This window comes from Oerskovia enterophila, assembly GCF_001692445.1.
Classification (GTDB): domain Bacteria; phylum Actinomycetota; class Actinomycetes; order Actinomycetales; family Cellulomonadaceae; genus Oerskovia; species Oerskovia enterophila.
In genome coordinates this window covers 14,658-27,811 of sequence record NZ_MAQA01000056.1, presented here as the reverse complement: position 1 = coordinate 27,811, position 13,154 = coordinate 14,658, and the positions used below count along the sequence as shown (strand labels likewise).

Below are 13,154 nucleotides of genomic sequence, written 5' to 3'. Positions count from 1 at the left end.
GGGCTGGGCGGAGCGGGGCTGGGTGCGTGGTGCGGCGCCGCGCGGAGCGGGCGGGGCGGCACGCCGCGTCGGCCCGACGGCGCCACACGCCTCGGGCGTCCGGGTCCCCTCCGGTCGCCGCCCGCGAGATGCGGCTCGTGGGGGTCGGAATCCGCGTTTCGACCCCCGCTGGCCGCATCTCGACGGAACGCACGCTCCCGAGCGGACGAGGCAGGCGGGGGTACCGGCAGGTCGGCCCGACGGCGCCACACGCCTCGGGCGTCCGGGTCCCCCACGGTCTCCGCCCGCGAGATGCGGCTCGTGGGGGTCGGAATCCGCGTTTCGACCCCCACTGGCCGCATCTCGCGGAGGCGCCCGATTCCCGGACGGTTCTCGGCGACCGGCGACCGGCGACCGGCGACCGGCGACCGGCGACCGGCGACCGCCGGGTCTCAGGCGACGGCGTCCGAGGCCAGCAGCTCGTCGAGGCGTTCGAAGCCCTCGCTCATGCCGTCGGCCATGCCCGAGCCGACCATGGCGTCGCGGGCCTCGACCGACTGGTGGACCGAGCGCGTGACGATCCTGGTCCCGCCGTTGGGAAGGTCCTCGAACGAGACGGTGTCGAGGCTCACGTGACCGGGCGCGCCCGCGAACTCGAACGTCTGGACGGCGCTCGTGTCCGGGACGACCGAGTGGAACGCGCCGAAGAACCCGTACTCCTCCTCGCCTGCGCGGTGCACGTAGGCCCACGAGCCGCCCGTCCGGGCGTCCCAGTGGTCGAGGACCATCTCGTAGCGGCGCGGACCGAGCCACTGCGTGACCAGGGCGGGGTCGGTGTAGGCCCGGAACACGAGGGGTCGCGGTGCGTCGACGTCGCGGACGATCTCGATGAAGGGCGTCCCCGGAGGGGCTGTGACGGTCGTGGGGTGCTTGCTGCTCATGACTGCTCCTTCGATGGGTCCGACGACGTCGCCTGGAGCCGCCCGAGGAGGGCGTCGAGCCGGCGGTACTGCCGCTCCGCGGTGAGCCGGTACTCGTCGATCCACGCCGTGAGCCGTTCGAGCGCGGCGGGGTCGAGGTGGCAGGGTCGTCGTTGGCCGTCCCGGGTACGGGTGATGAGACCCGCGGTCTCGAGGACCTGGATGTGCCGGGACACGGCCTGCTTCGTGATGGGGAAGGGTGCGGCGAGCTCGTTGACCGTGGCCGGTCCCCTGGACAGCGTGGCGACGATGCTCCGGCGAACCGGGTCGGCCAGCGCGAGGAACGCGCGGTCGAGGGCGGCGTCGGTATCGTCGTGCGGGTCGTCCAGGAGGGTCATGTCGGCCTGCTCGTCGTGATCAACGGTTACGTTGATCAACGTACTCGTTGACCACGAGGCGAGTCAAGGGCTCGGCATCCCCGGCGTGCGAGACGGGTCTTCCCGTCCGAGACGGGCCCCCGGGCCATGGTGCACGCACCCGTCTCGAACCGAGGGACCCATCTCGTGGGACAGGTGGCCGCCCGGTGCGGGCGTCAGAACCGGTTGACCCGGACCCGGACCACACCGTCCGCGTCAGGGCATGCCGCGCGGTGCAGCAGCATCGGCAGCGCCTCGTCGACCGTTCCCGGGACAGCGAACCCGCCGACCGCACCGGCGAGGCGCCCCTCGATCCCCGGCAGGCTGTCCTCGTCGATCCGCACCGTGCGCACCGCGCCGCCCGCCGTGAGGTAGACGAGATCCCGCTGCGGGTCGTCGTCCTCGTCGACGATCCCCTTCAGCACCGTCACGACGTCGGCGGACACGTCCGGCCAGACCTCCACCACGGCCCGCGGGCGGAACACGGGCCGGGGACCACCCGCGACGACCCGGTGCCAGCGGCTCGACCCGGCGTGCTCCTGGACGAGCACGCCCCCGTGCTCGCGGACCAGGACTTCGACAGTCGCCCAGAACGCGTCGTCGACCGGAGGCACGTCCGCCTGCTCTCCCGTCGCGTCCGCCGACGTCGGGTCGTACGGGGACTCGTCGACCAGGACCGGGAACAGACCCGACGCCGCGACGGCCTCGACCGCCTGCGGGCACGGCTCCGACGCCCCGATGTACATGTAGAGATCGTGGCCCGTGTGCACGAACATGCGCCCCTCCGCCTCGAGGCGGCACCACAGGTACGGCACCTCGGGCGCCGGGCGATCGAGGCTCTCGGCCCGCAGCGCCTCCCGCACCAGGAGCCTGGCCCCGGCGATGTCCACCGTCGCACCGTCGTAGCACCCTTCGAGCCGCGGTCCGAAGAGCCGGGCCAGGACACTCCCCGCAGTGAGGTCCGGGGCGTCCTCGATGTGGCGCCGCGTGTCCACGACCTCGATGTCGCGCAGCGTCAGCCGCTCGACCCCGAGCTCGCGCGCGAAGGTCGAGACCGCGTCGACGTAGGCCTCCTCGGTCGAGCCGTCCGTGTCCGCCTGCTCGTCCCAGTCGACCGTCCCGTCAGGGTTGACGGTCCGCGTCGCGGGGTCGTACTTGGTGACCTTGTAGGTGAACGGGAGCTGCACGGACGGTCCTCCTGACGCTCTGCCGCGCGGCGCGGCGCCGTACGACCGTCTGATCCTGCCCGACCGCGCACCCTGGGTGCCTCGCCTCTCCACCGCCCTCGCGCGATCCTCTCGACGCTCGACCGCCTCCCGACCCGTGGAGGCCCTCAGCCCAGCAGCGCCCGACGCCCCTCGACCCGCAAGCCCTCGCGCGCCCCGCGACCGACCGTCTCGACCAGCAGCGCCCGCTCGGCGACCTTGATGCGCTCGTGCAGCGTGGACTCGTCGTCGGCGTCCTCGACCGCCACGGTCGCCTGCGCGATGATCGGCCCCGTGTCCACGCCGTTGTCGACCACGTGGACCGTGCAGCCCGTGACCTTGACGCCGTACGCGAGCGCGTCGCGCACGCCGTGCGCGCCGGGGAACGAGGGCAGCAGCGCGGGGTGCGTGTTGATGGTCCGGCCCGCGAACCGGTCCACGAACGCCGGGCTGAGGATGCGCATGAAGCCCGCGAGGACCACCAGGTCGGGCGAGAAGACCGCCACAGCCTCTGCGACGCCGTCGTTCCACGCGTCGCGGTCCGCGAAGTCACCCGGCGCGACCACGACCGACGCGACCCCCGCCTCGCGCGCCAGGTCGAGCGCCCCTGCACCCGGCTTGTCCGTGACGACGCCCACGACCCGCGCCCCGTAGGCGGGGTCCTCGTGCGCCGCGAGCAGCGCCGCGAGGTTGCTCCCCGCCCCTGAGACCAGGACGACGACGCGCGCCGCGCTCGTCGTGTCGATGGGCTGACCGGAAGGTGTGCGCACGGTGCTCCTCAAGGGCGTCTGCGGTGGGGGGAGAATGCGGGAGAATAGCCAGGCACCACCCTAGTCCGCGCCGGAGAGGCGCCGGTCTGCTCCGCGTCCTCCGGGCCCCGGGACGAGCACCGGCCCCCTCCCGTGCCATCCGCGAAGCACCGAGGAGCTGCCCATGGGCAACCCGTACGCGCCCCCACGTCCCGGCGCCCAGAAGCCGACCGACGAGGCGCGACAGCCCACCCCTCCCCCGGTGCAGGGACCTCCCGGCGCCCCTCGGGGCCCGCAGCAGGGCCCGCCTCCCGGTCACGGGCCCACCGGCCCCGGCGGTCCGTCGGGCCCCGGCGGTCCGGGCAAGCCCGACCCGCTCGCGCAGGTCGACCCCGAGCAGCTGCGTGCCACGACGCGCCAGGTGCTGCACTTCGGGCTGCTCATGCTCGTCACCCTCGTCACGAGCTCGCTGGCCTTCCCTTGGCGGGTCGCGAGCCTGTTCTTCGCGGTCGTGACCATCGTGTTCGGCGTGCGCGCGCTGCGTGCGGTCTGGCGTGCCCGGCTCGGCGGGGCGCTGCTGCCCGCGGTCGCCGTCGGCCTGGGCCTGACGGTGACCATGTCGCTGTCGATGATCGGCGGCCTCGCGATGTGGGACATCGAGATGGACAACCAGGCCTGCCTCGACGGCGCGATCACGGTCGCGGCGCAGCAGGAGTGCGCGGTCCAGTACGAGCAGGCACGCGAGCAGTGGACCAAGGACCAGCTCGGCCGGTAGGCCGTACTCGGTAGACGCCTCGACGCCGCGCCCCGGGCGACCTCAGTCGCCGGGGTGCGCCCCGTCGTCGGGCTCCTCGTCGTGGCGGTGCCGCACCCGCTCGGTCACGGCCGCCTTGCCCCAGACCAGTGCGAGCGCCGCTCCCCCGGCGATCTCCGCCGCGACGAGCCCACCGGAGAGCAGGGGCGGCGCCCCCACGTGCGCCATGCGTCCGGGCCCGACGGCGCCACCCGCCGCGACCTGCAGCGTCACCACGAGCAGTCCCGAGGCCAGGGCGACACCCAGGACCGCGAGCCCCAGGTCGGTCCAGCGGGCGTCGAGCCCTCCGCACCGGCGCCACACGAACGCCCCGGCGACCAGGCCCATGACCACCACGAGCACCGGGGAGAACGAGGCGAGGACCGTCGTCCACTCGGCTCCCGGCAGCGCCCCCAGGAGCGGGATCGCGGGCAGCGCGCCGGGGTCGGAGGCCGCGGTCGTGAAGCTGCTGCCGTCACCGACCACGAAGCCGGGACCGGCGAGCCACGAGCTCACCCACAGCACCAGGTTCGGCACGACCATGAGCTGGGCGACGGCGAGGATCAGGCCGCCCACCGCACCGGGGGCGAGCCCCGTGATGATGTCGGCTGCGGTCGCACGCCCGGCCACGACCCAGACGCCCAGCACGACGCTCGAGAGCCCCACGAGCAGGGCGACGCCCAGCAGGCCCGCGCGCGCGCCCAGCCGGACGACCGGCGGGACGTAGGGGTCCAGGACCGCGGTCAGCTCGCCGCCCCGGGGCGCGTCGGGGCGTGCGAGGATCCCGGCTCCCAGCCCGAGGGCGGCGACGACCGCGCCACCCAGCGGGGCGAACAGGACGTCCCAGCCCGGCGCCGAGCCGGACAGCAGCGCGATCCCCAGGGTCATGAGCGCGTACACGCCCACGCCCACGGCCCACGCGGACCCGGCGGTGTGCGCCGAGCGCCGCGCCGAGGCGTAGCACGTGAAGAGTGCCAGGGCCGTGAGCCCCAGCGGGACGAGCGTCACCGTCGTCCCCGCGGCGGCCAGCGGGACCCCGTGCGCGAGCAGCCACAGCCCGGCCGCGACCGACACCGACTGCCCCCAGCCCGTGCCGTCGTCGGCCGGACCTGCCGAGGACGCGAGGAACGCCGCGACGGCCGGCAGGATCACGACGGCGAGCGAGAGCGCGAGCGCCTGGAGCGCTGCGACGAGACCGGAGACCCAGCGCCGAGGGGCCTCGAGCGGGCGCCGTGGGCCCCCGACGGGCTCCTCGAGCGTGCGGGGCGTCCCGCGCCGGGCTGCGGCGGACTGGGTCGGCGTGGTCATGGTCTCCATCGTCGTCGATCGGTCGGGCGTCGTGGGGCACGTCGTGCGGCGCGCCCGAGACCCGCCCAGGAGCGGGGCCCTCAGGGTACGCCGACGGCGCCCGGCCTCAAGGCCGGACGCCGTCGGATGGTGCTGCTCAGGCGTGCGAGGTCAGGAGAGGATCTCGCGCATGAGAGCGGCGGTCTCGGACGGCGTCTTGCCGACCTTGACGCCCGCGGCCTCGAGGGCCTCCTTCTTGGCCTGTGCGGTGCCCGACGAGCCCGAGACGATGGCGCCTGCATGGCCCATCGTCTTGCCCTCGGGAGCCGTGAAGCCCGCGACGTAGCCGACGACCGGCTTGGTCACGTGCGCCTGGATGTACGCCGCGGCACGCTCCTCGGCGTCGCCACCGATCTCGCCGATCATGACGATCGCCTCGGTGTCGGGGTCCGCCTCGAACGCCGCGAGGGCGTCGATGTGCGTGGTGCCGATGATGGGGTCGCCGCCGATGCCGATCGCGGTCGAGAACCCGAAGTCACGCAGCTCGTACATCATCTGGTAGGTCAGCGTGCCGGACTTCGAGACGAGCCCGATCTTGCCGGGGCCCGTGATGTCGGCCGGGATGATCCCGACGTTCGACTTCCCGGGGCTGATGATGCCCGGGCAGTTGGGGCCGATGAGGCGGACGCCCTTGGCCTCGGCCAGGGTGAAGAACTCCGCGGAGTCCGCGACCGGGACGCCCTCGGTGATGATGACGGTCAGCGGCATGCCGGCCTCGATGGACTCGACGACCGCGGACTTCGTGAACGCCGGGGGCACGAAGATCACGGAGACGTCGGCGCCCGTGGCGGCGATGGCCTCGGCGACGGACCCGAAGACGGGGACGTCAACCGTTCCGTCGCCCTTCGGGAAGGCGACCGAGGTGCCGGCCTTGCGCGGGTTCACGCCGCCCACGATGTTGGTGCCGGAGGCCAGCATGCGCGTCGTGTGCTTCTGGCCCTCCGAACCCGTCATGCCCTGGACGATGACCTTGGAGTCCTCGTTGATGAAGATTGCCATGTCTGTCTGTTTTCTCTCTCGGGTCTCGGGTCAGGAAGCGGCGTTGGCCAGCTCGGCAGCCTTGCTGGCGCCGCCGTCCATCGTCTCGGCCAGGGTGACGAGCGGGTGGTTCGCCTCGGCGAGGATCGCGCGCCCCTCTTCGACGTTGTTGCCGTCGAGACGGACGACGAGCGGCTTGTTCGCCTCGTCGCCGAGGATCGCGAGCGCCTGGACGATGCCGTTTGCGACCTCGTCGCACGCCGTGATGCCGCCGAAGACGTTCACGAACACGCTCTTGACCTGCTCGTCGTTGAGGATGACGTCCAGGCCCGCGGCCATGACGGCCGCGGACGCGCCGCCACCGATGTCGAGGAAGTTGGCGGGCTTGACCCCGCCGTGCTGCTCACCCGCGTAGGCGACGACGTCGAGCGTGCTCATGACGAGCCCCGCACCGTTGCCGATGATGCCGACCTGGCCGTCGAGCTTGACGTAGTTGAGGTCGTTCTCCTTGGCCTTGGCCTCGAGAGGGTCGGCCGCGTCCTTGTCCTCGAGCTCGGCGTGGTCCGCGTGCCGGAAGCCCGCGTTCTCGTCGAGGGTCACCTTGCCGTCGAGAGCGACGATCGAGCCGTCCTCGGTGCGGACCAGGGGGTTGACCTCGACCAGGGTCGCGTCCTCCTCCTTGTAGACGGTCCACAGCTTCTGGATGACGTCGGCGACCTGCGCCTTGATGTCGTCGGCGAACCCGGCGGCGGCGACGATCTCGTCTGCCTTGGCCTGGTCGATGCCGACTGTCGGGTCCACCGCGACCTTGGCGAGTGCCTCGGGGCGCTCGACCGCGAGGACCTCGATCTCCATGCCACCCTCGACGCTCGCCATGGCGAGGTACGAGCGGTTGGCCCGGTCGAGGAGCACCGAGAAGTAGAACTCCTCGGCGATCTTCGCGCCCTCCGCGATCATGACGCGGTGGACCGTGTGGCCCTTGATGTCCATGCCGAGGATCTCGGACGCCTTCTCGGCCGTCTCCTCGGGCGAATGGGCGAGCTTGACGCCGCCCGCCTTGCCGCGACCGCCGACCTTGACCTGGGCCTTGACGACCACGGTCCCGCCACCGAGCTTCTCAGCGCCCTCGCGAGCCTCTTCGGGGGTCGTGGCAACCACGCCGCCCAGCACGGGAACCCCGTGCTTCTCGAAGATGTCGCGCGCCTGGTATTCGAACAGGTCCACCCTGTGTCGTCCTTCCATCTGACTGCCTGACCGGCCTACCGATGTCTCGACATCGAGACATCCCATCACAGGGTAGCCCGGCGACACGCGGGGACCTAGACGAGGCAGTCCGAACCGCGACCGTGGCGCTGTCTCCTTGGCCACACCTCGGGCGTCCCGGGGCAGCGCGCGGCGCGCCCAGTGCCGGGCGCAGGGAGGTGATGCCCGACGGCGTCGCTCGCCCCGGGAGGTGGGCTGCGCCGTCGGGCAGTGAGGCGGGCGGGCGCCCTACAGCTTGGTGACGGGCGAGAACCGCAGCAGGAGCCGCTTGGTGCCGTCCGCGCCGAAGTCGATCTTGGCGACCGCGTTGGTGCCCGCGCCCTCGACCGCGACGACCGTGCCGAGCCCGTAGGCGTCGTGCGTGACCTTGTCGCCGATCGCGAGCGAGGGGATGTCCCCCTCCTTGCGCGGCGTCGCCGAGCCGAACTTGGGGCCGTCCGGGTTGGGCGTGACCGAGCGGGTGCGCACCGCGCCGTTGCGCGAGCCCGAGCCCCCGGAGCCGTAGCCGGTGCCCGAGCCGCCGCGCGAACCGTCCGACGACGAGCCCCACCCGCCCGTGTACCCGCCGGGCCCGCGCAGGGTCGCCATGGACGACTCCCTGCGGCGCCAGTCCCACAGGTCCTCGGGGATCTCGTCCAGGAAGCGGCTGGGCGGGAACTCGTTGGCCATGCCCCACGCCGAACGCACCGCGGAGCGCGAGATGTAGAGCCGCTCCCGGGCGCGCGTGATGCCCACGTACGCGAGCCGGCGCTCCTCGGCGAGCTCGCTGTCGTCGTGCAGCGAGCGCATGTGCGGGAACGTGCCGTCCTCCATGCCGCTGAGGAACACGACGGGGAACTCGAGGCCCTTGGCCGTGTGGAGCGTCATGAGGGTCACGACGCCGGGGTCCACGACGGGCTTGCCCTCGTGCCCCTCGTCGTCGCTCGACGGGATCTGGTCCGAGTCCGCGACGAGCGAGACCCGCTCCAGGAAGTCCGTGAGGTCGCCCTCGGGCTCGAGCTCGGTGAACTCGCTGGCCACCGCGTGCAGCTCGGCGAGGTTCTCGACGCGCGACCCGTCCTGCGGGTCCTCGCTCGCACGGAGCTCGGCGAGGTAGCCCGAGCGGTCGAGGACCGCACCGAGGATCTCCGCGGGCGTCGCGCCCGTCGCGTACAGGTCGAGGAGCCCGTGGAACAGCTCGCGGAAGGTGCGCAGCGGGTTGAGGGTCCGGGTCGTCATGCCCGGGATCTCCTCGGCGCGGTCGAGCGACGCGGCGAACGAGATGCGCTCGCGCTCGGCGAACGCCGCGACGAGCGCCTCTGCGCGGTCGCCGAGCCCGCGCTTGGGCACGTTGAGGATGCGTCGCAGGTTCACGTCGTCGTCGGGGTTCGCGATGGCGCGCAGGTAGGCGATCGCGTCCTTGATCTCACGCCGCTCGTAGAAGCGCGTGCCACCGACGACCTTGTACGGCAGGCCGACGCGGATGAGCACCTCCTCGAGCGCACGGGACTGGGCGTTGGTCCGGTAGAAGATCGCGACGTCGCCCGGGCGCACGCCGTCCGAGTCGCCGAGGCGGTCGATCTCCTCGGCGATGAACCGCGCTTCCTCGTGCTCGTTGTCCGCGACGTAGCCGATGATCTTGACGCCCGCCCCCGCGTCGGTCCACAGGCGCTTGGGCTTGCGGTCGATGTTGCGCGAGATCACGGCGTTCGCGGCCGAGAGGATGTTCTGGGTCGAGCGGTAGTTCTGCTCGAGCAGGATGGTGCGCGCGTTCGGGTAGTCGGCCTCGAACTCGAGGATGTTGCGGATGGTCGCACCGCGGAACGCGTAGATCGACTGGTCGGCGTCACCGACGACCGTGAGCTCCCCGGGCGGGACGGTGCCCGGTGCCCACGTGCCCTCGCCGTCCTCCGGCGCGGGGGCCGAGGCCCCTGCGAGCTCGCGCACCAGCACGTACTGCGCGTGGTTGGTGTCCTGGTACTCGTCGACCAGCACGTGCCGGAACCGGCGGCGGTAGTGCTCCGCGACCGCGGGGAACGCCTGGAGGAGGTTGACCGTGGTCATGATGATGTCGTCGAAGTCGAGCGCGTGGGCCTGCGCGAGGCGGGCCTGGTAACGCGTGTAGACGTCGGACAGGACCTGGTCGAACGCGTTGGCGGGGGCGTGATCACCGGGAGCGCCGTCGGCAGCCGACGCGCCGCTCTCCCGCGCGTAGCGCTCGGGATCGATCAGCTCGTTCTTGAGGTCCGAGATCTTGTTGGACAGCGTCCGCGCGGGGTACTTCTTCACGTCCAGGTTGAGCTCGCGGCTGACCAGCGTGATGAGTCGCTGGGAGTCCGCCGCGTCGTAGATCGAGAAGCTCGACTTGAGCCCGAGCGCCGAGGCCTCCTTGCGCAGGATCCGCACGCACGCCGAGTGGAACGTCGAGACCCACATGTACTTTGCCGCCGGGCCGATGAGCGACTCGACGCGCTCGCGCATCTCCGCCGCGGCCTTGTTGGTGAAGGTGATCGCGAGGATCTCGCCCGGCCGGGCACGCCCCGTCGCGAGCAGGTAGGCGATGCGGTGCGTGAGCACGCGCGTCTTGCCCGAGCCGGCCCCCGCGACGATGAGCAGAGGGCTGCCCGAGTGCACGACGGCCTCGCGCTGCTCCGGGTTGAGCCCGTCGAGGAGCGACTCGGGATCGATGTGCGAGAACCCGCCCGAGCGGTGCCCGTCCTCGTCGTGCGCACCAGCGCCGCCCGACCCCGACGAGCCGCGCGCGGGGCGCGTGCCCGCGCGGGCGGAACCTCCGCCGTCGGGCGCCTCGTCCCACCGCGGCGCGGTGGACGGCAGGCGCGACGAGTCCCCGAGGGACGCGAGGTCGAATCCGGGCAGCGGCAGGTTCTCGAAGAGCGATGTCATAGCCCTCCAAGGGTAGGCGCGGGCGCCGACACTTCCGGCATCGAGGTCCGTGCCGCCACCGGCACCAGGACTCGCGCGTCCTGCGGGCCCACGACCGATGACTTCGCGGCGGCCACGCGGTCCTACCGACGACGCCCTCGCCCGAAGGCGCACCGCAGCGAGGGAGGAATCATGACGACGACCCACTTCACAGGACTGCACACGGTCGCGGTCCCGGTCGACGACCAGGACGCCGCGCTCGCGTTCTACCGCGACACCCTGGGCTTCGAGGTCCGCATGGACGGCGACCTGCAGGAGGGCTTCCGCTGGATCGAGGTCGCCCCGCCCGGCGCTGCGGTCTCGGTCGCGCTCGTCGCGGCCGGCCCGGACCAGACCGCTGGCGTCGACACGGGTATCCGCCTCGCGACCTCGGACGCCGCGGCCGACCACGCGACGCTCGGCGCCCGCGGCGTGCGCGTCGAGGAGCTGCTGCGCTGGGACGGCGTGCCGCCGATGTTCTCGATGCGCGACCTCGACGGCAACGTGCTCTACGTAACGGAGATCTCGGCGGGCTGAGAGGGCGGGCGGTCACCCGGCCCGGCGAGACGGCCCGGGCGCAAGATCGGGGCGGTTGCAGCGCTGAGGGCGACCGTGGCCACTTCTCGGCACGCGACCACCCGCCGACCACGATCAGGTCCTCCGGACCAGCCGGGCCCCGCGCCCGATAGTGTCCGAGGCGTGAACGCCTTCACCGAACCAGTGACCCTGACCGGCCCCCTCGTGCGCCTCGTCCCGCTGCGCCCGGACCACCACGACGCGCTGGTCGAGGCCGTGCGCGACGGCGAGCTGTGGAACCGCTGGTACACCTCGGTCCCGACCCCCGAGGAGATGGCGGTGTACATCCAGGACAAGGTCGCGGCCCGCGAGGCGGGGACGGCGAACCCCTGGGTCGTGGTCCGCAACGCCGACGACCAGGTGCTGGGCATCACGACGTTCCTCGGGATCGACCCGCTCAACCGCCGGGTCGAGATCGGCGCGACGTGGCAGCGGGCGGGCGCCCAGGGCACGGGCGCGAACCCCGCCGCCAAGCTCCTGCTGCTCGCGCACGCGTTCGACGACCTCGACGCGATCGCGGTCGAGTTCCGCACGCACTTCCACAACCGGGAGTCCCGCTCCGCGATCGAGCGCCTGGGTGGCAAGCTCGACGGCGTGCTGCGCAGCCACCAGATCGGGTACGACGGCACGCTGCGGGACACGGCCGTCTACTCCGTCACGGCCGCCGAGTGGCCGACCGTGCGTGTGGGCCTGGAGTACCGGCTGCGGGCGCGGCTCGAGGCCTGAGCCTCTGGGGGCCGACGCGAACCTGCCGAGGAGTTGCCGAGGAGCTGCCGAGAACGACGTTGCGGTCGTCCTGCCGCTCATTGCGACCGCAACCTCGTGCTCGGCACCGCGAGGCCCCCGCGGCTCACGTCAGCGCGAGCCCCACACCCCACGCCGCCGTCGCGAGCAGTCCGCCGAGGAGCTGGACCACGATCGTGATGCCGGTCGCCTGGAGCGCAGCGACCGTGGCCCGCCAGGCCGCCCGGCGGTCGCGACGGCGCAGCAGCTCGGCGACGAACACCGCGAGCACGAACCCGATGAACAGCCCGACCACGGGGATCACGAAGAAGCCGACGACGCCCAGGAGCCCGCCCCAGGCGAGCGTCGACCAGGGCACGTCCGCCCGGCGCATGTGCCGTCCCGCGAGCAGGAGCTGCCCGCCCTCGGCCGCCACGATGAACGTGGCAGCGACCGCGAAGCACACCCAGGCCGTGGTGCCGCCCGTCATGATCGCCCAGACGAGGATCGCCCCGCCCACGAGGGTGTTCCCCGGCAGCACCTGCACGACGATCCCGGCCAGCCCGACCAGGATCACCAGCCCGACGACGATCTCTCCAGCGATGCTCACGGGGCCAACCTTCGCACGAGGAAGGCCCCCGGCGGTCGATCCGCCGGAGGCCTGGTCCTGTGCCGGCGCGCCGTGCGCGCCGCAACCCGTCAGACGAAGACGGCCACGATGATGTTGACGAGCGTGAGGCCACCGATCGAGTGCTTGAGCGCAGGCGAGATCTTGTCACCCTGGCGCACGCCGACGAACGCGAGGACGGCGATGATCACGGCGATGACCAGCTTGATGCCGATCTTGACCATGCTCGGCCCGCCGTCGTCCCACATGCCGCTCATCTCGGCCACGCCGACCATGAGGATGCCTGCGACGGCAGCCGTCGCAGCACCGTGGAAGACGCCCTTGTTGAGCGCCGCGGACTTGAGCGACACGAAGTAGCCGCCGAGGACGATGGCCCAGCCGACGAAGTGCAGGACCGCGAACACGTTGTAGACGATTTCCATGGCTCCATCCTAGTTTGCTGACGCGACTGTCGGAAAAATCTCCGCGTGTCGCCGCACGCCATGACGCGCCCCCAAAAAACCCTGGCAGCTCAGCGCGGGACCGCCGTACGGTCGCCCTATGTCAGCCTTCGGCGCGTCCTGCGCGTTCTACGCCCGCCTTCGCCGCTCCTAGCGGCGGACCCTCTCCTCTCGGCTCCGCCGCCCCGGTCCCTGCCGGAGCGGTCACCTCGTGCTGCCCGGCGCCCTCCACGCCC

General features: G+C 72.4%; 13 protein-coding genes. 3 read left to right on the top strand and 10 right to left on the bottom strand.

The window, feature by feature from the left end:
* Positions 1 to 431: 431 nt before the first annotated feature.
* The 4 genes from OERS_RS17380 to purN form a co-directional block, all read right to left on the bottom strand.
* Positions 432 to 920 carry an SRPBCC family protein gene (locus OERS_RS17380; protein ID WP_056647609.1) on the bottom strand — a complete coding sequence of 163 codons (489 nt, stop codon included), beginning with the start codon at positions 918 to 920 and terminating at the stop codon, positions 432 to 434.
* Complete coding sequence (locus OERS_RS17375) at positions 917 to 1,297, bottom strand: ArsR/SmtB family transcription factor (protein WP_056647607.1); 381 nt, start codon at positions 1,295 to 1,297, stop codon at positions 917 to 919. Before OERS_RS17375 ends, OERS_RS17380 begins: the two co-directional genes overlap by 4 nt.
* 194 nt (positions 1,298 to 1,491) lie before the next feature.
* Entirely contained in the window at positions 1,492 to 2,502 is a 1,011-nt protein-coding gene (locus OERS_RS17370) for a hypothetical protein (RefSeq protein ID WP_068627347.1), read from the bottom strand.
* Positions 2,503 to 2,648: 146 nt separating this feature from the next.
* The gene (gene purN, locus OERS_RS17365) at positions 2,649 to 3,290 is read right to left on the bottom strand and encodes a phosphoribosylglycinamide formyltransferase (RefSeq protein ID WP_068627345.1); all 642 of its coding nucleotides are present in this window, start codon (positions 3,288 to 3,290) and stop codon (positions 2,649 to 2,651) included.
* Positions 3,291 to 3,453: 163 nt separating this feature from the next.
* Between purN and OERS_RS21630 the strand changes: the two genes are divergently transcribed.
* Positions 3,454 to 4,044: a hypothetical protein gene (locus OERS_RS21630; RefSeq protein WP_068627343.1), complete on the top strand. Its 591-nt coding sequence runs from the start codon at positions 3,454 to 3,456 to the stop codon at positions 4,042 to 4,044.
* Between the two features lie 42 nt (positions 4,045 to 4,086).
* On the opposite strand, the gene OERS_RS17355 is transcribed toward OERS_RS21630, so the two are convergent.
* The 4 genes from OERS_RS17355 to pcrA form a co-directional block, all read right to left on the bottom strand.
* Positions 4,087 to 5,370 carry a cell division protein PerM gene (locus OERS_RS17355; protein WP_139107912.1) on the bottom strand — a complete coding sequence of 428 codons (1,284 nt, stop codon included), beginning with the start codon at positions 5,368 to 5,370 and terminating at the stop codon, positions 4,087 to 4,089.
* A 150-nt stretch (positions 5,371 to 5,520) separates the two neighbouring features.
* Complete coding sequence (sucD, locus tag OERS_RS17350; RefSeq protein WP_068627339.1) at positions 5,521 to 6,408, bottom strand: succinate--CoA ligase subunit alpha; 888 nt, start codon at positions 6,406 to 6,408, stop codon at positions 5,521 to 5,523.
* Positions 6,409 to 6,438: 30 nt separating this feature from the next.
* Complete coding sequence (sucC, locus tag OERS_RS17345; RefSeq protein ID WP_068627337.1) at positions 6,439 to 7,611, bottom strand: ADP-forming succinate--CoA ligase subunit beta; 1,173 nt, start codon at positions 7,609 to 7,611, stop codon at positions 6,439 to 6,441.
* Positions 7,612 to 7,878: 267 nt separating this feature from the next.
* A complete protein-coding gene (pcrA, locus tag OERS_RS17340) occupies positions 7,879 to 10,533 on the bottom strand; it encodes a DNA helicase PcrA (protein ID WP_068627335.1) in 2,655 nt (884 codons plus the stop codon).
* A 171-nt stretch (positions 10,534 to 10,704) separates the two neighbouring features.
* Here pcrA and OERS_RS17335 point away from each other — a divergent pair, with 171 nt between their 5' ends.
* Together OERS_RS17335 and OERS_RS17330 are read left to right on the top strand one after the other, a co-directional pair.
* Positions 10,705 to 11,088 (top strand): VOC family protein, encoded by a 384-nt coding sequence (locus tag OERS_RS17335; RefSeq protein ID WP_056647582.1) that lies wholly within the window; start codon positions 10,705 to 10,707, stop codon positions 11,086 to 11,088.
* Positions 11,089 to 11,250: 162 nt separating this feature from the next.
* Positions 11,251 to 11,853 (top strand): GNAT family N-acetyltransferase, encoded by a 603-nt coding sequence (locus tag OERS_RS17330; protein ID WP_068627333.1) that lies wholly within the window; start codon positions 11,251 to 11,253, stop codon positions 11,851 to 11,853.
* A 124-nt stretch (positions 11,854 to 11,977) separates the two neighbouring features.
* On the opposite strand, the gene OERS_RS17325 is transcribed toward OERS_RS17330, so the two are convergent.
* Positions 11,978 to 12,460: a DUF456 domain-containing protein gene (locus OERS_RS17325; protein ID WP_056647576.1), complete on the bottom strand. Its 483-nt coding sequence runs from the start codon at positions 12,458 to 12,460 to the stop codon at positions 11,978 to 11,980.
* 89 nt (positions 12,461 to 12,549) lie between these two features.
* Positions 12,550 to 12,900, bottom strand: a complete 351-nt coding sequence (locus tag OERS_RS17320) for a hypothetical protein (RefSeq protein WP_056647571.1) — start codon at positions 12,898 to 12,900, stop codon at positions 12,550 to 12,552.
* Positions 12,901 to 13,154: the final 254 nt, after the last annotated feature.

Coding starts and splice junctions, on each gene's coding strand:
- OERS_RS17380 (WP_056647609.1), bottom strand. CDS start 920: ATGAGCAGCAAGCACCCCACGACCGTCACAGCCCCTCCGGGGACGCCC.
- OERS_RS17375 (WP_056647607.1), bottom strand. CDS start 1,297: ATGACCCTCCTGGACGACCCGCACGACGATACCGACGCCGCCCTCGAC.
- OERS_RS21630 (WP_068627343.1), top strand. CDS start 3,454: ATGGGCAACCCGTACGCGCCCCCACGTCCCGGCGCCCAGAAGCCGACC.
- OERS_RS17355 (WP_139107912.1), bottom strand. CDS start 5,370: ATGACCACGCCGACCCAGTCCGCCGCAGCCCGGCGCGGGACGCCCCGC.
- sucD (WP_068627339.1), bottom strand. CDS start 6,408: ATGGCAATCTTCATCAACGAGGACTCCAAGGTCATCGTCCAGGGCATG.
- pcrA (WP_068627335.1), bottom strand. CDS start 10,533: ATGACATCGCTCTTCGAGAACCTGCCGCTGCCCGGATTCGACCTCGCG.
- OERS_RS17335 (WP_056647582.1), top strand. CDS start 10,705: ATGACGACGACCCACTTCACAGGACTGCACACGGTCGCGGTCCCGGTC.
- OERS_RS17320 (WP_056647571.1), bottom strand. CDS start 12,900: ATGGAAATCGTCTACAACGTGTTCGCGGTCCTGCACTTCGTCGGCTGG.